This is a genomic window from Clostridium tetani, assembly GCF_900167265.1.
GTDB lineage: Bacteria > Bacillota > Clostridia > Clostridiales > Clostridiaceae > Clostridium_G > Clostridium_G tetani.
The window spans coordinates 89203-112065 of the sequence record NZ_FUWT01000006.1 but is presented as its reverse complement, the minus strand read 5'-3'; the positions used below and the strand labels follow the sequence as shown (position 1 = coordinate 112065).

Genomic DNA, 22863 nt, shown 5'->3' with positions numbered 1-22863 from the left:
CCTCCCTACAAACTTGCTACAACACAAACCCATTCGCCCTGTTCTTTAATTTCTTCTATTTTGAATCCATTTTCTTTTAAACTATCCACTACCTCTTCTTTCCTATCCTTTATTATTCCAGAAGATATAAAGTATCCTCCGTCCTCTAAGAATTTCTTCACATCTTTAGATAAAAGAATTATTATATCTGCTATAATGTTAGCCACTATTATATTGCATTTTCCTTTAACTACTTCCATTAAGTCTCCGTGAAGTATTTCTATATTATCTAAGTGGTTAAAACCTACATTCTTCTTTGCAGAATCCACTGCTACTTCATCTAAATCTACTCCTATTACCTTTTTAGCATTTAGTTTAGCTGCTGCTATGCCAAGTATTCCTGATCCTGTTCCTATATCAAACACAACATCTTCTTCTTTAACATATTTTTCTAAAGACTCTATACACATTCTAGTGGTTTCATGAGTTCCTGTTCCAAATGCCATACCTGGATCTAATTCTAAAATTATCTCTTCTGGATTTTCTCCATATTCTTCCCATATAGGTTTTATTACAATTTTTTCTCCTACTTTAGTTGGTTTGTAATACTTTTTCCAATTATTTTCCCAATCTTCTTCATTAACTTTTGATGTGGTAACTATGCCCTTTCCTTTGTCGAAACCAAGCTGTTCTAAATTCTTTACACTTTCTTCTATGTATTTTAAGTATTTCATAAAATTTTTATCTTCTCTATAGTAAGCTTTTATTACAGCCCCTTCTTCTATATTAATTAAAGTTTCATCAAAATAATCCCAATCACCTTTATTTTTCTTTTGAAATTCTACATCCTTTGAATCCTCTATGGCTATGCCCTGCACATCTGTATTATATAGTATAGCTGATACTGCTTCTACCGCCTGGCTACTAGTTATTATAGTAAGTTCAATCCAATCTTTATCTTCTTTTTTCATTTTTTACCTCCATAATTTTATAGGTGTTTTTCTTTAACATTATATATTATACTATAAAAAAGGAAAACTTAAATAATAACTATAATCCGGTTATTATTTAAGTTTTCCTTTTTAATTAATAATGAACAATGAATAATTGTGGATAGCTTTTTTCCATTATCATTTCGAAAAGCTTTTAATTTTATAAAACCTTGATGTTAAGCAAAGCTTAACGAACTACACATAAAACAACTTTCTTTAACAAATCAAATAAAATTAAAATTTTTCTGAGCATAGCGAAAAAAAATACCCTTAATTGTTCATTATTCATTATTAGTTGTTTATTAAATAAAAATTTTGCTTTACAAAATTTTTATTTAAAGTTTTTCTTTATTTTATCAAAAAAACCTTCTTTTTCTGAAGATTGTATTTCTCCACTTGCTTCCATATAGGCGAATAGTGCTTCTTTTTGTTTTTGATTTAAAGACTTAGGAATATCCACTATTATGTTTACATATTGATCTCCTCGACCTCTTCCATTAACATGTGGCACTCCTTTTCCTTTTAATCTAAATACAGTTCCTGGTTGAGTTCCTGATGGTATATCGTATTTAACTTCTCCATCTATAGTTTTAACTTTTAATTCTGTTCCTAAGCTAGCCTTTGCAAAACTTATATGCTGATCTATATATATGTCATCTCCTCTTCTTTTAAAGAACGGGTCTGGCATTACTCTTACAGATATATATAAATCTCCAGGTGGACCTCCATTTACTCCAGCTTCACCTTGTCCTCTTATAGGTATTACATTGCCTGTGTCTACACCTGCTGGTATATTTACCTTTATCTTTTTTTGTTTTCTAACTGTACCTTTTCCTTTACAATCACTACATGGATCAGATATTATAGTTCCTTTACCTCCGCACATATCACAAGTATTTACACTTACAAAACTACCTAGTGCAGTATTTCTTTGAACTTTAATTTGTCCTGATCCATTACATTTAGGACAAGTTTTTGAGTTAGTTCCCGGTTTTGCTCCTGTTCCAGTACAGGTTTCACAAGTTTCACTTTTAGTTATACTTACTTCCTTCTCTACTCCAAAAACAGCTTCATTAAAGGTTAGATTTATAGAATATTGAACATCTGGTCCTTTTTGTGGTCCATTTCTTCTTCTAGAACTTCCACCAAAACCTCCAAATCCACCTCCGAAAAAGGATTCAAATATATCTCCTAAATCAAAGTCTTCAAATCCTGAAAAACCAGCTCCCCCACCATTAAAGTCTGCAGTTCCAAATTGATCATATTGAGCTCTCTTTTGTGGATCTGACAATACTTGATAAGCTTCATTTATTTCCTTGAATCTTTCTTCTGCTTCTTTATTTCCAGCATTTTTATCTGGATGATATTTTAAAGCTAATTTTCTAAATGCTTTCTTTATTTCCGCATCGTTTGCTCCCTTTTCAACGCCTAAAACCTCATAAAAGTCCTTTTTGGGCATTTTTCCACCACCTATTAAAAATCTACAAGTTAAGGGATAGGATACCCTATTCCCTTAATTTTGTAATATTAATTATTTTTCGTCATCTTCTACTTTATAATCTGCATCAACTACGTTATCATCGTTATTTGCATTTTGTCCTGCATTAGCTTCTCCAGCCATATTTGAATCAAAACCTTCTGCTCCTGGTGCCCCTGCATCTTGATATATTTTTGATGAAATTTGATAGAATGCTTGAGTTAAATCTTCAGTAGCTTTCTTTATTGCTTCTATATCTTCTCCATCTTTAACTCCTTTTAATGCATTTAATTTTTCTTCTATAGTAGCCTTATCTTCTGCAGATACTTTATCACCTAATTCATTTAAAGTTTTTTCTGTTTGGTAGAATATTTGCTCTGCATTATTTTTAACTTCTACACTTTCTTTTCTCTTCTTGTCTTCTTCTTCGAATTTCTTAGCATCATTAACAGCCTTTTCTACTTCATCATCTGATAAATTAGTTGATGCTGTTATAGTTATGTTAGCTTCTTTTCCTGTTCCCTTATCTTTAGCAGATACATTTACTATACCATTAGCATCAATATCAAAAGTTACTTCTATTTGTGGAATTCCTCTTGGAGCTGGAGCTATTCCTGATAAAGTAAATCTTCCCAAAGTCTTGTTATCTGCAGCCATTTGTCTTTCACCTTGAACTACATGTATTTCAACGGATGTCTGACCATCTGCTGCTGTTGAGAATACTTGACTTTTTCTAGTTGGTATAGTTGTATTTCTTTCTATTAATGGAGTAGCAACTCCTCCTAATGTTTCAATTCCAAGAGTTAATGGTGTTACATCTAGAAGTAATACATCTTTTACGTCTCCTGTTAATACTCCTGCTTGAACAGCTGCTCCCATAGCAACACATTCATCTGGGTTAACATCCTTTGATGGCTCTTTACCAGTAAAGTTCTTAACAGCATCTTGAACTGCTGGTATTCTTGTAGAACCTCCAACTAATATTACCTTATCTATTTCACCTATTGACATTTCAGCATCTTGTAGAGCTTTCTTCATTGGAGTTAGCGTACCTTCAACTAAATCCTGTGTTAATTCGTTAAATTTAGCTCTTGTTAAGTTCATATCTATATGTTTTGGTCCTGTAGCATCTGCTGTTATAAATGGTAAGTTTATATTTGTTTGTGTTGATGAAGATAACTCTATCTTAGCTTTTTCTGCTGCTTCTTTTAATCTTTGAAGAGCCATTTTGTCAGTTCTTAAATCTATTCCTGAATCCTTTTTAAATGTTTCTGCTATATGATCTATTATTCTTTGGTCAAAATCGTCTCCACCAAGTTTTGTATTACCATTTGTGGATTTAACTTCAAATACTCCATCTCCTAATTCAAGTATTGATACGTCAAAAGTACCTCCACCTAGGTCATATACTAATATTTTTTGATTTGTATCCATTTTATCTAATCCATATGCTAGGGATGCTGCAGTTGGTTCATTTATTATTCTTAGAACTTCTAATCCTGCTATTCTTCCTGCATCTTTAGTCGCTTGTCTTTGGCTATCATTAAAATATGCTGGTACTGTGATTACTGCTTGAGTAACTGTTCCTCCAAGATAAGCTTCAGCATCTGCTTTTAGTTTTTGAAGTATTATAGCTGAAAGTTCTTGTGGTGTATACTCTTTTCCATCTATAGTTTCTTTATGGTCTGTTCCCATATATCTTTTTATTGACATTATTGTTTTATGTGGATTTGTAATTGCCTGTCTTTTAGCAATTTGTCCCACCAATCTTTCTCCATTATCTTGAAATGACACTACGGATGGTGTAGTTCTTGCACCTTCTGAGTTTGTTATAACTACTGGATTCCCACCTTCCATAACTGATACACATGAATTTGTTGTACCTAAGTCTATACCTATTACTTTTGCCATTATTAACTACCTCCTTAAGTTTAAGCTCCTATTTCTATAAATTTATATATTTCAAATTTTTTATTTTAATTTGCAACTTTAACCATAGAATGTCTTATAATTTTATCTCCCTTTTTATAACCTTTAAGAAAGACTTCTACTACTTCTTTTTCTCCATATTGGCTATCTTCCACATGCATTACTGCATCATGTAAATTAGGGTCAAATCCATTTTCTGTGGAGATTTCTTCCACACCTAAGTTTTTAAAAGAATCCTTAAATTGTTTTAGAGTCATATCTACCCCTTTTTTTAAGTCTTCTATATCTCCTTTAGCTAAAATAGCTCTTTCTAAATTATCTAACACAGGTAAAATTTCTTTTAAAACATCTTCACAAGCACTTGCGTAAAGACCTTCTTTTTCTCTATCTGTTCTTTTTCTATAATTATCATATTCTCCTGTTGTTCTCAATAATCTGTCCTTTAAAGCTTCCATCTCATTATTTAGCTTCTCATTCTCATCTTTTAGTGTAGATATTAACTCTTCTACTTCGTTTTCTTCTTCGCTCTTATCTAATTCTTCAAATTCTTTATCCTCATTTACTTCTGATTCTTCTAATTCTTCTTCATTTAAGTCCATCTCTAAGTCTTCAACTTTTTTTTCCGCCATGTAATCATGCCTCCATTTCATTTCTTTTATGCCCTCTTACATATTTAGATATTATCATCTTTTAACAATTTGTCTAGCTCATCTACTAATGTAGATAATATAGAAACAACTCTAGAGTAAGGCATCCTAGTAGGTCCTATAACTCCTATAGTTCCTAAGGGTCTATCTTTTAATTTATATACAGCTGTTATTATAGTACAATCTTTAGCATCTTCTATAAAATTCTCTTTTCCTATCTTTATTGTGATATTATCATCACTTTTTATTAGATTTTTAACCTTATCTTTATCATCTATAAGGGATAAAAAATCTTTAGCTCTTTGAATGTCATTATATTCTGGATAATTAAATATGTTTGTAGCTCCCTCTAAATATATTTCATTAGAATCTATGCCACTTAATAATGTTTCATAAAGTACTGGCAAAATATCCTTTAACCATTTCTCATAGTCTTTAAATTCTTCTAATACTACTTTTAAAAAGTCTAAATTTATACTTTCAACTCTTATCTTATTTAGTTTAATATTTAATATCCTATTTATTTTAACTAATTCATCTATTGTCATTTTAGCATGTAGCTTTATTACATTATTTTTTATTATACCGGTATCTATAACTAAAACTAATAATACTGTGTTTGCATCTAGTCCTATTAATTGAATAGATTTAATGTAACTTTCTATAGATGAAGGTGACATTACAACGGTGGTTAGTTTAGTTAAATCCGCTAAGATAGCAGATGCTTCTCTTACAACTTTTTCAATTTCATATAAAGCAGAATTTATTATATGAGTTTTTATAGCGCATTCTTCCATAGAAGATAATTTTTGAATATTCATTAATTTATCTACATATAGTCTATAACCTTTATCTGATGGCTTCCTTCCTGATGAACTGTGTAGCTGTTCTAAATAGCCCATATCTTCTAAATCTGACATTTCATTTCTTATGGTGGCAGAACTAACACCTAAGTCATATTTTTTTGCTATGGTCCTGGAACCCACAGGCTCTGCTGTCTGAATGTAGTCATGAATTATAGCCTGAAGTATTTTTATTTTCCTTTTGTCCATTTCCATAATAATCACCCCATTTATTAGCACTCACTCTTGTTGAGTGCTAACTGCTATGATTAAAAAATATCATTCTATTTTATATTTGTCAAACTTATATAAGTATTATATTTTTATATAAATGTTAATTTTATAGTTTTTTATATTATTTATAGCTTTTATCTCATTAATACTCTCTTTTTCTAGCTAAAGTAATTTAATCCAAAATAAAGTCACACATTATACTATTAGATAATTCTATCCCTATTGATGATAAAAATATGTTGCCATGCTTTTCTATAATTAAGCCTTCATTAATATATTTTTTTATTATATCACCATAAACTTCATATATATTTTTATGGAATCTTTTATAAAATTCCTCTGTATTTATTCCTTTTATTTTTCTAAGACCCATAAACATAAATTCTTCCATAGTATCCTTTGTTAAATTTTTATAAGTGTTTATTTTTATATTCTTATTCTCATTAATTAATTTTATATAATCTTCTATATTGTGTACATTGGAGTATCTATATCCCTTTAGAAATGAGTGTGCTGCTAATCCACATCCAATATACTCTTCTAAATCCCAATAAATTAAATTGTGAATACACTCTCTATGTTCTTTTGAAAAATTTGATATTTCATATTGATGGTACCCTTTGTTTTCCAAAAATTCAATGGCATATCTATACATATCTCTTTCTATATCTTCATTAGGTAGATTTAACTTTCCTTTTTCATATAGTTTATAAAAAGGAGTCCCTTCTTCTACTATAAGACTATAGCAAGAAATATGTTCTGGATTAAGTTCTACTATCTTTTCTAATGTTTCCTTCCAATTTTCTAACTTCTGGTCTGGTATTCCAAACATTAAATCTACATTTATATTATCAAATCCTAATTTTCTTGCTAATTTATAGCTATATAAAAATTCTTCTATATTATGTATTCTACCTAATTTATTAAGTAAGTGGTGTTGCCATGCTTGCAATCCAAAACTTATTCTATTTATTCCCATTTCCTTAAAAAACTTTAATTTTTCCTCTGTTACTGTGCCTGGATTTGCTTCTATAGAGAACTCTAGGTTTTTGCTTTTATTTAAGTTATCAATGGTTTCCTTTAATATTTCCCAATATTTATTGGGTACATAACTTGGAGTACCTCCTCCTATATATATGCTTCTAATCTTTTTGTCCATACATTCTCTTTTAATTTCTTTTGATAAAGCTTCTATGTATTCTTTCATAAAGCTTTCTTTTTTAGAATAGGAAATAAAATCGCAATACTTACATTTTTCTTTGCAAAATGGAATATGTATATATAATCCTATATTCTTAAAGTTATTATAATCTTCTTTCATAAAATCACCTTATTTCACTTTAGCATAAAATATAAGGAAAATTGATATATCAATCTTCCTTACTTAATTACCTATTCTTCTGTTTTTAGAACAGACATAAATGCCTCCTGTGGTATTTCAACAGATCCTATTTGTCTCATTCTCTTTTTACCTTCTTTTTGTTTCTCTAAAAGTTTTTTCTTTCTGGATATATCTCCACCATAACATTTAGCTAAAACATCTTTTCTTAAAGCTCTTACAGTTTCCCTTGCTATTACTTTTGAACCTACTGCTGCTTGTATAGGTACTTCAAACATCTGTCTTGGTATAATTTCTTTTAACTTTTCAGCCATTTGTCTTCCCCTTGAATAGGCTCTTTCTTCAGGAACTATCATAGATAAAGCATCCACATTATCACCATTTAAAAGTATATCTAATTTAACTAATTTAGATTGAGTATATCCCTTTAATTCATAATCTAAAGAGGCATATCCCCTACTTCTTGATTTTAAAGCATCAAAAAAGTCATATATTATTTCATTTAAAGGTATGTCATAATTTAAAACTACTCTTGTAGTTTCTATATATTGCATATCTTTAAAAACACCTCTTCTATTTTGGCATAATTCCATAATAGGACCAACATAATCTGAAGGTGTTATTATAGAACACTCTACTATAGGTTCTTCCATATAAGCTATTTCTGATTCCTCTGGTAAATTTGTAGGATTAGTAACATCTATAGTTTCTTTATTAGTCTTTGTAACTTTATATATAACTGAAGGTGCTGTAGTTATAATATCTAAATTAAATTCTCTTTCTATTCTTTCTTGAATAATATCCATATGAAGTAATCCTAAAAAACCACATCTAAAACCAAAACCTAAAGCTATAGATGTTTCTGGTTCAAAGGATAGGGCTGCATCATTTATTTGAAGTTTTTCTAAAGCTTCTTTTAACTCTCCATATTTAGCACCATCTACAGGATATATACCACTAAACACCATAGGAATAGCTGGTCTATATCCTTCTAAAGCTTCTGTAGCTGGTCTTTTTGCCTCTGTTATTGTATCCCCAACTCTTGCATCTCTTACATTTTTAATAGATGCAGTAATATATCCAACATCTCCTGCTTCTAATCCATCTATTTTCATGTATTCAGGTACAAATACTCCCGTTTCAGTTACCTCATACTTCCTACCTGTTGCCATAAGTTTTATTTCTGTTCCCGGTTTTATTGTACCCTCTTTAACTCTTACATAACATACAACCCCTTTGTATGCATCATAATAAGAGTCAAATATTAAAGCTTTTAAAGGTTCTTCTTCTTCTCCTTTAGGATAGGGAACTTTTTCAACTACTGCTTCTAGTACATCTTTTATGTTTAATCCTGTTTTAGCTGATATTAGTGGTGCATCTGAAGCATCTATTCCTATAATATCTTCTATTTCCCTTTTTACTTCTTCCGGTCTTGCACTAGGTAAATCTATTTTATTTATAACTGGAACAATCTCCAAGTTATGTTCTAGAGCTAAATAGCAGTTAGCTAAAGTTTGTGCTTGTATTCCTTGAGTTGCATCCACTACTAATATAGCACCTTCACATGCTGCTAAACTTCTAGATACTTCATAATTAAAATCCACATGTCCTGGTGTATCTATAAGATTTAATATGTACTCTTTTTCATCATCTCTTTTATAAATCAATCTAGCTGCTTGAGATTTTATTGTTATACCTCTTTCTTTTTCCAGATCCATTGTATCAAGGGTTTGTTCATCCATTTCTCTTTGGGTAAGGGTTCCTGTTTCTTCTAATAATCTATCTGCGAGAGTTGATTTACCATGATCTATGTGTGCAATTATTGAAAAATTTCTTACACGCTTTTGTCTTTCACTTGTCATCCGTTTTACCTCCATCGTTTCAATGATTCAGATTAAATTATAGCATAAATTTGAGGGTATATGTCAATACAGCTTTTTATTTAGTAAAGAGGTAATGGATATTTTTTAAAGCTTCATCTATCATTAAAGTATTTTCATTAAAAGTAGTTATTATTTCTTTATTTATATTATGTATTTTATTATTTTCTTTTATTTTATCAACTATAGATGAGTTTACAATTTTTTCTTTTGTACTTACAGCTATATCCTTATTTAAATGAAAAGTATATTTAGATAGCTGAATTTTTATATCAAAGGGTTTTTTACTCATATAAACTTTAAAAGAAGAACCCTTCTTTATTGAGTTAGGTGTGGTATTACTTACTTGTAAAAAACCTAAAACTACTATTATAAAAAATGTTGATAATATAAATGCTATTCTTTTATGTTTCATAAAAAACACCCCTCTACAGTATCACTACTATAAAGGGTGTCCTTTTAATAAATAATTATTCATTTTCCATTTATGTATTCTCCAATAATTCTTGCTAAATACTTTGCTGAATTCTTAGCATCTTGTAAATTGTTACTATTAGCACCAACTTCTATTAATACAGAATTATTACTCTTGTTTTGATGAAAATGCCTTGTAACATGATCATAACAACGGTGTGGCTTGCAAAATCCAGGGAAGACCCTACTAGAAATATCTAATAAGCTATTTGCAACTTTTAAATTTTCACTATAATGCGGATTATCTTTTGCCAATACAAACATTATTTTCGCGACTTTTTCTCCATTTATACTAGTTATAAATGGTTCAATCAATTTAGTATTTTTTACTCCATCTCTATGCAAATCTATTATAAGCTTAAAATCCCCATATTTTTTTAAATATTTATCCACAGTTACTCCTGATCTTTCATAACTTCTAGTATATGCATTTGCATCGTGAAGTGTTTTATCATGTATTACCGATATTCCATAGTTATCTTCCAGCTCTTTTGTTAAAATGTCGCCCACTATACAAATATTTTTATTCATATCTAATGAAAAATTATTTTCTGGTTTATAACTTTCCGTTGCATGAGTATGATAAATAAAAATTTCTGGTTTACTTTTATCTAATTTCTTTTTTAAATTAGGATTATGAATCTTTTTATTTATTTCCTTTTTAACCTCTTCTTTTAAAACATATTTTTCGTCTAACTTAAAAGGTTCAAGTTCATAATCTTTTTGCTTATATATTTCACTTGTATTAATAAGTGAAATTTCCTTTTCTAGAACTGTTAAAGGATCTTCTAATTTTATACTGAACAATCCTAATAATTCTTTTTTTACATTAAATGAATTTTCCAATAAGTTTTCCTCATCAAATACAGTTGCCTTTACCAATGGCATACTTCTATTTAATACCTGGATATAAAACATATTATTTTTTTCAGTATATTTATTAGGATTAGCTTTTACTACTACCGGTAAAACAATAAAAAGTGTTGATATAAAAAGTAATATGTACACCCCTTTTATATTTTTATATCTTTTATTAAGAGAATATTTACGCTTCAAACCACATCTCCTCCATATAAAAATTATATGAGGAGATTGTGATTATATTCTTAAATTAATTATTCATTTTCCATTTATGTATTCCCCAATGATTCTTGCTAAATATTTTGCTGAATTCTTAGCATCTTGTAAATTGTTACTATTAGCACCCACTTCTATTAATACAGAATTATTGCTCTTGTTTTGATGAAAGTATTTTGTTCCATAACCATAATAGTGATGAGATCTATAAAATCCAGGAAAAAGTTTATTTGAAATTTCTGATAAACTATTTGCGACCTTTAAATTTTCTTTATAATGAGGATTTTTTTGAGCCAATACAAACATTATTTTTGCAACATTTTCTCCATTTATATTAGTTGTAACCGCCTTGGGATTATCTAACCCATCTCTGTGTAAATCTATTACAAGTTTAAAGTCTCCATATTTTTTTAAATATTTATCTACAGTCACTCCTGATCTTTCGTAACTCATAGCATAAGCATTGGCATCATGAACTGTTTTGTCATGTATTACAGATATTCCATAGTTATCTTCTAATTCTTTTGTTAAAATGTCTCCTACTGCACAAACTGTTTTATTTAAATCTAAAGAGAAATTCTCCTCTGGTTTGTAACTTTCCGTTGCATGAGTATGATAAATAAAAACTTCTGGTTTGCTTTTATCTAATCTCTTTTTTAAACTAGGGTTGTGAATCTTCTTATTAAGTTCTTTAGTAACAACTTTTTCTTCTTTTAAAACATATTTTTCATCTAATTTAAAAGGATGAAGCTTATAATCTGTATTATATACTTCATTTGTGTCTATAAATGCCATTTCCTTTCCTAAAATTGTTAGAGGTTCTTCTGGTTTTATACTGAATAACTTTAATAATTCTCTTTTTACACTAAAAGAATTTTCTGCTAAATTTTCTTCATCGAATACAGTAACCTTTGCTAAAGGTATGCTTTTATTTAATACCTGAATATAGAACATATTATTTTTTTCACTATATTTATTAGGATTTGCTCTTGCCACTACCGGTAAAATAATGAATAGTGTTGATATAAAAAGTAATACATATAGTTTTTTTATGTTCTTACCTCTTTTTTCAAAAGAATATTTAGCCCTCATCTCACACCTCCTCCATATAAAAATTATATGAGAAGATTGTGATTATATTCTTAATTTAAATAGCTATTTATATCCTCCAACTCTAATGCCGGTTGCAAAGCTATATTTATTCCAGTAGAAATTATTTTCGAGATAGAATCCATTAATGTGTCAACATCTTTAGGTGTAACCATTAATTCACCTACATATGGATTTAATACTTCCTTTATCATTCTTTCTTTTTCATCTCTATCTAAAGACTTTAACATATTATAGAAATTTTTATCCTTGTCTGCTACTTTTATCATTTCATCAAGAACCATATCTATAGTATCATTAGCTACAGTTGCTGCGTCTACTACAGTAGGTACACCTATAGCTATTACAGGCACTCCTAGAGTTTTTTCATTCAATTCCATTCTTCTATTTCCAACACCTGCTCCTGGTGATATACCTGTGTTTCCTATTTGTATTGTTCTATTCACTCTTTCAAGTCTTCTTGAAGCTAAAGCATCTATACATAGGATTATATCTGGCTTTATTTTATTAGATACTGCTTTTATTATTTCTGCTGTCTCTATTCCTGTAATACCTAACACTCCTGGTGAAATTCCACACACGGGTCTTATTCCCTCATCTATTTCATTTGGTATATACTCTTTTAGATGTCTAGTTATCATAATTTTTTCAATTACTTTAGGACCAAGGGCGTCTGGTGTTATATTCCAATTACCCAATCCCACAACCAAAGCTGTCATACTATCATCAATTTTTAATAAAGGCATTAAAGTCTTTGCTAAAATTTTACTTATGTGTTCTTTGTATTGTGTATCGTATTGGTTTATATCTGGTATTTCTAATGTTATATAATTTCCTATGGCTTTATTCATAGCCTTTTCACCTTGTTCATTTAATACATTTACCTCTGTAACTTTTATTCTTCCTTGTCTATATTCTTTTAGCTCTACTCCTGGAATCTCTCCAGCATTTTTTTCTTCATATATTTCCTTAGCTTCCACAGCTAAATCTGTTCTAACACTCATTTACTGTTACACCCTTTCTATGCTTTTAAACATAGTTTTCCGCAGGATTATAAATATATTCCTTTTATATAGTGAATAAAACTTTCACTTGAAGTCCTTTGAAATAAATGATATAATATCCTTTGTTAATAAATTGAGATTTGTATGCAGATTTCCCAAACTGCTTATACCCTTAATAAAATATAAGGTGGTGAAGAAATGGCAAATATAAAATCAGCTAAGAAAAGAATTAAAGTTATCGAAGCGAAAACTGCTCAAAATAAAATGATAAAATCAGCATTAAAAACTGATATTAAAAAATTCTTAACTTTTGTTGCAGAAGAAAAAATGGATGAAGCTAAGGTTCAACTTAAAAAGTGTATAAAAGCTTTAGACATGGCAGCTTCAAAGGGAGTACTACATAAAAACAAAGCTGCTAGAACTAAATCTAGATTATCAGCAAAAATAACTGCTTAATCTAGTAAAAAGAAAAGCCACCCTTAAGGTTGGCTTTTCTTTTTTACATAGCTATAGTTTGTATGATTAACATTTCCATTTCAACTTTTTTATTAGTAGAAGTACTTTTTAGTACTTTTTCCGTTTCTAAACACCTTTCCATAGCATTTTTAATTTGAGTTTCCGTAAACTTTTTACTCTGCCCTACTAATTTTGTACATATAAAATTAGGTAATCTAATTATTCTACTAATTTCTTCTATGGTTTTACCTTCTTTTACATATCTAGAAACTTGGTATATTAAATTAAACTGCCTTTCTATCATATATAATATATTAAAAATGCTCTCTCCTATATGTAATAATTCATTGAATCTATCTATGGCTTCTTTTACTCTTTTATCCCCCATTTTATCCACAAGAACAAAGATATCATCCTCCTGTTTTGCAGGAAACATATCATATATGTCTTGCTTTGTTATATCTCGTTCTAATGTATAACAACATAGTTTTTCCACTTCTTTTTCTATTATTCCCATATTATTTGGAAGATTAGAGCAAAATAATTTTAATTCTACAAGGGCAATTTTTTTACCTTTCTCTTCAAATAAATCCTTAACCTTTTTTTCTAAATCTCTTCCCTTTAAATCTTTTATTTCTATAATATCACATTTTTTATTTAGTTTTAAAACTTTGTTCTCTACTCTCTCTCTTTTTTCTTTAAATATGTAATAAAGTACTAACACTGTATTTTCTGGTATATTTTCTAAATACTTTTTGAAAGCCGAATATACTCCTTCACTCTTTTTATTCTTTCCTAAAAAGTTAGCTCTGTATATTAATACAATCTTTTTGCTAGACATAAAAGGGAGAGTTTCACAGGCATTTATAACTTCATCAAAATTCTCTAAGGTATTGCCATCGAATTTTGCAAAGTTTAAGTCAATAAAATCTTCATTTATTAATTTATCCTTTATTAATTTATTTTTTATAAGACTTATATTTTCTTTAATCATATCTTCATCTGATCCATAAAATATATAACAATTCTTAATATTATTCTTTTTAATTTCTTCCCTATACGCTCTTAAATCAATCATTTAACTCACCTATTCTGATTCTATCTTATTCTAAATATTTTTCCAAATATAATTTTGTATTCTTTATAATCATTACTTTTCATACAAATTATATCATACCCTTCATAATTATCTATATTTTTCTGGAAGTATTCTTTATAGAAATTAATAGCCTTTAGTTTATTTTCTTTTATATGAATAGGAAGATATCCCTTTGCATTGGTAATAACTTTATCTATATTAAAATTATCTTTTAGTTCTATTATATATTTTCCTTCTTCTAAGTCATAATCGCAATACATTATACTTTCATCTTTATACTTTATAATAGTTGCTTTTACTTTTTCATTTTTTAATATATATACCTTTGGAAAAACGGTATATGCGTTAAAAAATACGGCTACTAATAAAAACAAGGGTAGATATCTATATTTCACTTTACCAGCTTTATACATCATAAAACATATATATATGCTAATTATGAATATACCAAAAATCTCTTCTATGTATATTAAATCAGGGCATACTTTTATAAGTATATAGGTAGCTCCTTCTAAAAGAATACATAGATTTTTTAATACTAATATAACTAAGTTAAATATATATTTAAAGGGACATAGTATCGCCCCTATTACTCCTATAATTATTATCATTGAAAAAATAGGCATTAAAAAAATATTTCCTAGCAAAAATCCAATACTTAATTCCTTTAATGTAAATGAGCTGTAGGGAATTAAAAATATTTGTGAACTTAATGAAAGGCTTATAGCACTGTTTAATTTTGAAGGTAAAAAATAAATATATTTACTAATTTTTTTATCAAACATTAAAATTCCCAAAGTTGATAAGAATGATAACATAAACCCTATCTCCATAAAAGCATAGGGTTTTAAAAATAAAATTATTAAAAAAGCTAGAGATATAGAAGATAAACTATCATACTCTCCATAAAATTTATCTGATAATTTTAGAACTAAAATCATTATAAACGCTCTAATAGTAGAGTATTTAAATCCTGTAAAAGCTAAATATAAATATGAAGCTATTATGGCAAATTTCATAGTAAATATAATTTCAAAAATTTTATATACTAAGGCTAAATGAAAACCAGAAACACTTAGGGCATGTATTACACCTAACTTTTTGATATTATCTTTATCTTCTTTGTCTAAATATGAACTATCACCAAAACATAAAGATACTACTATTGAGCCTCTTTTTTTACCTAAAGAATTTATAAACTTATTATTTATATTTCTTTTTAAATTATATATTTTACTTCTAAAATCCCTATTTTGTAAAACATAATGCTGTATATTATATTCACCTATTATTCCTTTTTCATATACTACATTCCTTTTAAAATCTCCGCTTTCTACCTTTATAAGTTGGCCTTCTTCTAACTTTTTTATATTGTTCTTTAATATAAGTTTTCTACCTTTTATAGTCCCTTCTACCCTATAATCGTATTTATTATTTATTCTAATCAATGCACCAGTTTTAGGTTGAAAGCTAAAGTATAAATTAAAACTAATTATTCCTAAAATCGAAAATAAAAACATGATTATAGTAAAATTAATTTCTCTTAAAGTTAAATAAATTACAATATGAATTACAAGCATTATTATTAAAGTAATATAAGTGCTTTCATTAAAAATAATACTAAAAAAACATCCTAAAAATAAAGATATTGAATAAAAAACTAAAGGTCTTTCCATATAATTTCTTCTTAATTTATTAATTGCAAAGTAATCTTTGCAGCTTCAGTATAATTAGTAAAAAAAATATTTTGCAACATAAAACAAGCACCTCCACATATCATTTTATCCAATTTATAGAGGTTTAAACAATAACTAATCTTATAATAAACTCAAAACTTCATATGAATACAAACATAAATTGCATAATAATATTTAATAATATTATTATGTTTGATTTTTTATTTTTAAATAATACATTATCTGAAAACTTAAATGCATAAAAAATAAAAATTAAATTCATTATTAAATATACTAATTCTTGTCCACTTATATAGGCTAAGTTAACTTTACTTATTAAAACTATGCTAAAGTGAAGTAGTATAGTTACAAATAATATCATTTTTATAAATTTACATTTATTCTTCTCTAAAATTTTAACATCAATTTTTTGTTGTCTGTATTCAATATCTTCTATATTATAATCAAGCATTATAGCCATAGCTGAGATTAAAACAGTAACATTTTCAGTCCATAAAATTTTCCACGGACTTATAAAAAACTCTTTATTTAAAAAAGATAATAATAACAAAGCAAAGCCTTGGCAAATTGAGCAAATTAAAATATAAATCATACTCTTGTTTATACCTTTTATACAGTTTCTTGAAAATTTTATAAGCTGTAATATAGACTGATAATCTCTATTTATCCAAGTAATATCTGATAATTCTCTTACAATATTGCTTATACCAGATGCTATGCTTACATCAGCACTTTTTAAATAAGGCAAGTCCTTTATTCTACTTCCAGACATGAGTGTATTATATTCTTTATATTCCTTCGATATAAGAGTTTTATGTTTAGTATTTATTCTAGAGAATATAACTATATCATCTATGATTTTAGAAAACTCTCCTTTTGAAATATTATCTATTTCTACTCCTGATATTATTCTACTCTTTCTATCTAATAATCCCACTTTTTTTCCGTATTCCATAGCTGTTATTTTATTTTCATCTGTAACAATTACAGGCTTTATATTCATATGTTTAGATTCTCTTATTATCTCTTTCATATTTTCTTTTATTGGATTATTTATTCCTATAAGTCCTACAAAAACTAAATTACTTTCTATATTTTCTTTTAAGCTAGGTTCATAATTGAAGTTCCTATAGGCTAGGGCTATAACATTTAATCCACTATTAGACATTGCTATATCTGCATTTTTTATATTTAGTATATCCTCTTCTTTTAATTCTGTTTCTATATCCTTTTTTAGTATATGAGTACATCTATTTATTAATGCGTCAGTACTTCCTTTTATATTAGCTCTATAATTATTATCTATTTTATTTATGGTAGTCATTAACCTTCTTTCTTTTTGGAAGGGGATCTGTAATACCCTTGGATATTCTATTTTTAAATTTTCTAAGTTTAGTCCTTTTTTCCATGCTCCTTTAGCTATAGCAATTTCTACTAGGTCCTGTTTTTTATTTATAAATTCTCCCTCTTTAAATTTACTATCATTACATAAAAGCCCTATACTTAAAATTCTTTCTAACAGATTTCTCTCTTCATTACTTTCATTTAAAATACATACCTCTTTAAAATCTAATATTCTTTCTCTTATATATATTTTTTCAACTTCCATATTTCTTTCTGATATTATCCCTATTTTCTCTTCCAATATAAGAGATACGTTAGACAAATTTTCTATTACAGATAGATTCTTAATGTTCATTTCCTTTTCTTTTAAAGATTTAATTAGGAAATAAGATACTAAAGTAAACATTATAAAAATATTTCCAGGAAGAAATGCTAAAATTATGGATGGAATATTCATTAAAAAATCTTTACTTATTCCATTAAAAGCTACAAATGAAGCTATATATATAACAATGATCCATATAGCAGTTACGGAATATTTATTTATTATGCTATTTAATTTTCTCTTAGATAAGTATTTATTGTTTTTTTCTTGCCCTAACATACTTATTATATTTCCTATCTGTGTATTAGCTCCTGTTTCTACTACTATACCTTTACAGTCTCCTTCTATTACAACTGAGGTTCTAAATAGTATATTTCCCATTTGAGTTAGATTTATATCTTCATCTTCTATTTTAGTACTATACTTTTCCACCGTGTCACCTTGTCCAGTTACAGCCCCTTCTTTTACCTTTAATAAATTACTTTCAATTATTCTTACATCTGCTGGTACAATATCACCTTTATATAATAGTATTATATCTCCAGGTACTAAATCCTCTGAGGGTATCTTTATTTGCTCTCCATTTCTTATAACTAAACTTTCTTCAGAATTCAATTTTTCAAATTCTAATAAACTTTTATCTTCTTTGTATTCTCCTAAAGTAAGAAGAAATATATTAATCAAAAACATAACTCCTAATATAGCCGATAGATAAATTTCATCTTTATAAAAAAACATTATAAAAATACCAAGTAATAAAATTAACCAAAGCTTTTTAAATTGCAAAAAAGCTATATGTATGATTCCCTTACCCTTTGGTATATCTATTTCATTTTTACCCTTTATCTCTTGAATTTTATCTACCTCATGGCTATTTAGTCCAATATCATCATGACTTTTTAAATCCTTTACAGCTTCAGTCCAACTCCTACTATACCATTCAATCATTTGTTTACCTCCAAGCTTTGTCATAGACTTCCTAATAAAAGCAGTGAAATAGTGACCTTCACTGCTTTTTATAGTACTTCTATATAAACATCTTCTATTGTTGCATCTGTTATTCCCTCTATATAATTCACCACATTTTGAATCATAGAATTAGCATGATTTGTTTCATTACTTACACATGCTATACCAATTACTATATGTTGATGAATATCTTGTTTTTCCACTTCCGCTATAGATACATTAAATTTATTCTTTGTTTTGCCAATTATACTTTTCACTATAGTTCGTTTTTCCTTTAGTGAGTGTACCCACTCTGCCCTTAAATATATTTTAGCGGTTCCTATTATCATGCCCAACCCTCCAGTCTATAAATTATTATATACTATATATTAACTTATCGTATAGTATTTCACATTCATTAATGGCACATTAAATAAATTATATCCAAGATTATTTTAAATTAAATACATTATTAAAGAAATTTTAAGGTTTTCTTAAGTTTTGTAGTTTAATATATAATATAATATGTATTAGGGATAGGAGGTACTTTATGAACAATTTTAAAAATAATTTAATTCATATGTTTGCTTTATTATCTATACCTGTAATTAATATATTTTATACATTGTTAAATAATAATACTCGTGGGGTATTTCAATTGATTACTACCATTGATAATAACATTCCCTTTATGAAGGAATTTATAATACCATATATATTGTGGTATCCTTTTATGATTTTAAGCCTTTTATTTCTATGTCTAAAAGATTTAAAAGTATATTACAGGACTCTGATCACTTTAAATTTATGTCTTTTGTCCTGTTATTTAATATATTATTTTTTTCAAACCACTGTTCCAAGGCCAGATATTTATGGCAATGATATATTTTCTTATTTAACCCTTTTAATATATAAATTTGACAAACCTTTTAATTGTTTTCCAAGTATTCATGTTGTAACTTCTTATTTAATGATTAAAGGTGTAAATTCTGTAGCCTGTTCTAAAAAAATTAAACATTTAGTAGCATTTATGTCTATATCCATAATAATATCTACCTTATTTGTAAAACAGCATGTAATTATGGATGTTATATCTGCCATTTTACTTGGAGATATAATGTTTGATTTTGTATATAAATTAAGTCTTAAAGTTTTCCCATCTTTTAAAATTGAATAAATGGATATAAAAAAGAGTCTGAAGAGAAGTATTTTTGTAAAAACTTCTCATAGACTCTTTCTTATTTTAATACATTTCCTCTTTAATCCATTTTACTATTTCTTTTGTTATATTTTTTTCTTCTTCTTTTTCAGTACAATTATCAATACTTTTACATATATCTTCTACATTAAAATGAACATCTGTTAATGCATTTTTTATTTTAGAAATTAATTCTGTATTAAGCATATCAGAATACAGAAAAACTTTTTTAATTACAGCATCCTTTAGAGCAAATCCTATATCTATATTCCCAAAACTAAATCTTTTTTCAAAGTTTATTTCGAATTCAGGTGTTTCTCCAAACAACCATTCCCAAGAAGAATATTTATTCTGCAACTCTATTAATTCAGTATTACTCGAACTTACATGTAAATTATTTAATTCTCCATGATAAATCCTTGAAAAACTCTTCGTCATAGCTTTACATATTTTATCTATAGTTAAGTCTTTATGTAGTTCTTTTAAATTTATAACCCTACTTCTTACAGAATCTATACCTTTAGATTTTATCTTATCCGAAGATACATTTAAATATCTTTGTAATTTATCTACATTTACATCTACTAAAATGGTTCCATGATGATAGGCTTTACCTTCATCAAAATAAAAAGCATTTCCTGATATTTTTTTACCATCTACTACAATATCATTTCTTCCACTAAATTCTGCTTTTATTCCTATACTGTTTAGCCCATCTATTATTACACTAAGCTGCTTTCTTAAATCATATAAACCTTCACTCATTAAAAAAGTAAAATTTAAATTACCTAGATCATGGTACACTGCTCCCCCACCTGAAAGTCTTCTAGCAACTAATCCCTTTTCACTTTGAAATAATGACACATTACATTCTTTCCATGGGTTTTGATTTTTTCCAATTACTACAGTATTTTCATTTTGCCATAAATAAAATATAACCTCATCTTTTTTTAAATTATTAAATAGAAATTCTTCTAAAGCTAAATTATGATAAGGGCTAAAACTATCAGATTTTATTATTTTTAAATTTAGCTTATTCTGCAAAATGTAAAGCCCCTCCTTCTACTGCTAAAGAAGCTTCATGCACAACTTCTGCTGTTGTAGGATGAGCATGTATAGTTTCTGCTATTTGCTCTGATGTTAATCCATTTTTAACTGCCAATGTAAGCTCTGCAATTAAATCTGATGCATGTGCTCCTATAATAGATGCTCCTACAACCTTGCCTGTAGCTTTTTCTTTTATAACTTTTATAAAACCTCTATCTTCCCCTAGAGTTAACGCTTTACCATTAGCTGAGAATGGGAACTTACCTACTTCAACATCTAAATTATTTTCTTTAGCTATTTTTTCACAAACACCTACAACAGCAATTTCTGGCTCAGTGAATATAACACTTGGTACTGCTGAATAATCTATCTGAATATCTTTACCCATTATATTTTTTACAGCAACAATACCTTGATGAGAAGCAACATGAGCTAATTGTATTACATTTGTTACATCTCCTATAGCATATATATTAGATACACTTGTTTCCATTTTTGTATTTACTTTAATTCCTCTTTTATTTTGATTTAATTCTATTCCTAATTCTTCTACTCCCATATTTTCCATATAAGGTTGTCTTCCTACAGACATTAATACTTTATCGCAGAATATGAATTTTTCTTCACCCTTGTTTGTAAATTTAACTATACATCCTTCATTTTCGTCCTCTAAAATCTCTTCAACCTTTGAGCTAGTATAGAATTTTATTCCCTTTTCTTTTCCTATGTCTGTTATTTCCTTAATAACATCTTCATCAAGCATTGATAAAATATTATCAAAATACTCAATTACAGATACCTCTACTCCCATATTTGCATATATAAATGCAAATTCCATGCCTATAACTCCACCGCCTATTATAGCGATTTTTTCTGGCACTTCTTTTAGATCTAGTGCCTCTTCACTAGTTATAACTTGTTTTAAATTACTTCCTTTAATAGGCAATACACTTGCTTTAGATCCAGATGCAATTACTATATTTTTAGCTTTAATTAAAGCATCTTTTGTTTCTATAGTATTCCTGTCTATTAATTTACCATTTCCTGAAATAAGTTCTATATTATGCTTTTGTATTAAATATTGAATTCCTCCTACAAGTTTATCTACAATATTATCTTTTCTTGCTACTACCTTTTTAATGTCTATAGAAGGATTTTCTAGACTTATTCCATACTTTTCTGAATTTTTTACATTACTATATACCTCTGAAGATCTTACAAAGGCTTTAGTTGGTATGCAACCTCTATTTAGACAAGTTCCTCCCACTTTATCCTTTTCTACAATAACAACTTTAGCACCAAGTTTAGCTGCTTGAATAGCTGCAACATATCCTCCAGGTCCTGCACCTAATATGGCTACATCACATTCTAAACTCTTTAGTTCAGATTTCTTAGCAAATTCATCTTTATCTATTACAAATTCATCTAAGGTTACTTCTTCTATTTCTATTTTTAATAAAACATCTCCTATTTTTACGGTGGTCCCTTCTTCTATTTCTATACTATGTATTTTACCCTCTTCTTTTGCTTTTATAGGTATATTACCTTTTTTACCCTCTACCTCCACTAAAACTTCTCCTGATTTTATACCATCTCCTATACTTTTATGAATCTTTCCTACTTTTCCTTCTTTACTACCTGGAAATAGTTTTTCTAACTTAATTTCTTTTATCATATATACTCCTCTTTTCTTACATATTTTAAAAACCATTGCTATCCTAATTATTAGTATAGCAATGGTTTTTTTAAAATTCAAGGTACTTTA

Annotated in this window: 19 protein-coding genes; 2 read left to right on the top strand and 17 right to left on the bottom strand. The window is 27.8% G+C overall.

The annotated features are described in order from the left end of the window. Positions 1–5: 5 nt before the first annotated feature. The 11 genes from prmA to gpr all read right to left on the bottom strand — a co-directional run bounded on the left by prmA (position 6) and on the right by gpr (position 12984). A complete protein-coding gene (gene prmA, locus B5D21_RS06210; protein WP_011100190.1) occupies positions 6–950 on the bottom strand; it encodes a 50S ribosomal protein L11 methyltransferase in 945 nt (314 codons plus the stop codon). Positions 951–1302: 352 nt separating this feature from the next. Further along, entirely contained in the window at positions 1303–2430 is a 1128-nt protein-coding gene (dnaJ, locus tag B5D21_RS06205) for a molecular chaperone DnaJ (protein ID WP_011100191.1), read from the bottom strand. Between the two features lie 72 nt (positions 2431–2502). Continuing rightward, positions 2503–4359, bottom strand: coding sequence for a molecular chaperone DnaK (gene dnaK, locus B5D21_RS06200; RefSeq protein WP_011100192.1), 1857 nt, complete (start codon positions 4357–4359; stop codon positions 2503–2505). Positions 4360–4424: 65 nt separating this feature from the next. Next, positions 4425–5006: a nucleotide exchange factor GrpE gene (grpE, locus tag B5D21_RS06195; protein WP_035109132.1), complete on the bottom strand. Its 582-nt coding sequence runs from the start codon at positions 5004–5006 to the stop codon at positions 4425–4427. Between the two features lie 44 nt (positions 5007–5050). Beyond that, entirely contained in the window at positions 5051–6076 is a 1026-nt protein-coding gene (hrcA, locus tag B5D21_RS06190; protein ID WP_171816080.1) for a heat-inducible transcriptional repressor HrcA, read from the bottom strand. A 196-nt stretch (positions 6077–6272) separates the two neighbouring features. Further along, positions 6273–7421: a radical SAM family heme chaperone HemW gene (gene hemW / locus B5D21_RS06185; RefSeq protein WP_011100195.1), complete on the bottom strand. Its 1149-nt coding sequence runs from the start codon at positions 7419–7421 to the stop codon at positions 6273–6275. A gap of 71 nt (positions 7422–7492) precedes the next feature. Next, positions 7493–9301, bottom strand: a complete 1809-nt coding sequence (gene lepA, locus B5D21_RS06180) for a translation elongation factor 4 (protein WP_035109129.1) — start codon at positions 9299–9301, stop codon at positions 7493–7495. Between the two features lie 76 nt (positions 9302–9377). After that, positions 9378–9734: a hypothetical protein gene (locus B5D21_RS06175; RefSeq protein ID WP_035109128.1), complete on the bottom strand. Its 357-nt coding sequence runs from the start codon at positions 9732–9734 to the stop codon at positions 9378–9380. A gap of 59 nt (positions 9735–9793) precedes the next feature. After that, the gene (locus B5D21_RS06170; RefSeq protein WP_011100198.1) at positions 9794–10849 is read right to left on the bottom strand and encodes a stage II sporulation protein P; all 1056 of its coding nucleotides are present in this window, start codon (positions 10847–10849) and stop codon (positions 9794–9796) included. Positions 10850–10912: 63 nt separating this feature from the next. Beyond that, a complete protein-coding gene (locus B5D21_RS06165; RefSeq protein WP_011100199.1) occupies positions 10913–11962 on the bottom strand; it encodes a stage II sporulation protein P in 1050 nt (349 codons plus the stop codon). A 50-nt stretch (positions 11963–12012) separates the two neighbouring features. Then, positions 12013–12984: a GPR endopeptidase gene (gpr, locus tag B5D21_RS06160; protein WP_011100200.1), complete on the bottom strand. Its 972-nt coding sequence runs from the start codon at positions 12982–12984 to the stop codon at positions 12013–12015. 198 nt (positions 12985–13182) lie between these two features. On the opposite strand from gpr, the gene rpsT reads away from it, so the two are divergent. Continuing rightward, a complete protein-coding gene (gene rpsT, locus B5D21_RS06155; RefSeq protein ID WP_023439029.1) occupies positions 13183–13440 on the top strand; it encodes a 30S ribosomal protein S20 in 258 nt (85 codons plus the stop codon). A gap of 43 nt (positions 13441–13483) precedes the next feature. Here the strand turns inward: rpsT and holA are convergent, their stop codons facing one another. The 4 genes from holA to B5D21_RS06135 form a co-directional block, all read right to left on the bottom strand. Continuing rightward, the gene (gene holA, locus B5D21_RS06150; RefSeq protein ID WP_011100201.1) at positions 13484–14518 is read right to left on the bottom strand and encodes a DNA polymerase III subunit delta; all 1035 of its coding nucleotides are present in this window, start codon (positions 14516–14518) and stop codon (positions 13484–13486) included. 20 nt (positions 14519–14538) lie between these two features. Further along, positions 14539–16215 (bottom strand): ComEC/Rec2 family competence protein, encoded by a 1677-nt coding sequence (locus tag B5D21_RS06145; RefSeq protein WP_011100202.1) that lies wholly within the window; start codon positions 16213–16215, stop codon positions 14539–14541. A 160-nt stretch (positions 16216–16375) separates the two neighbouring features. Next, positions 16376–18853: a P-type ATPase actuator domain-containing protein gene (locus B5D21_RS06140; protein ID WP_052042364.1), complete on the bottom strand. Its 2478-nt coding sequence runs from the start codon at positions 18851–18853 to the stop codon at positions 16376–16378. A gap of 68 nt (positions 18854–18921) precedes the next feature. Next, the gene (locus tag B5D21_RS06135) at positions 18922–19203 is read right to left on the bottom strand and encodes a DUF503 domain-containing protein (protein WP_035109127.1); all 282 of its coding nucleotides are present in this window, start codon (positions 19201–19203) and stop codon (positions 18922–18924) included. A gap of 200 nt (positions 19204–19403) precedes the next feature. Between B5D21_RS06135 and B5D21_RS06130 the strand changes: the two genes are divergently transcribed. Next, entirely contained in the window at positions 19404–20030 is a 627-nt protein-coding gene (locus tag B5D21_RS06130; RefSeq protein ID WP_011100204.1) for a phosphatase PAP2 family protein, read from the top strand. 66 nt (positions 20031–20096) lie between these two features. On the opposite strand, the gene lplA is transcribed toward B5D21_RS06130, so the two are convergent. Both lplA and lpdA read right to left on the bottom strand, forming a co-directional pair. Further along, the gene (gene lplA / locus B5D21_RS06125) at positions 20097–21095 is read right to left on the bottom strand and encodes a lipoate--protein ligase (RefSeq protein WP_011100205.1); all 999 of its coding nucleotides are present in this window, start codon (positions 21093–21095) and stop codon (positions 20097–20099) included. After that, positions 21085–22773, bottom strand: coding sequence for a dihydrolipoyl dehydrogenase (gene lpdA, locus B5D21_RS06120; protein ID WP_035124555.1), 1689 nt, complete (start codon positions 22771–22773; stop codon positions 21085–21087). Before lpdA ends, lplA begins: the two co-directional genes overlap by 11 nt. Positions 22774–22863: the final 90 nt, after the last annotated feature.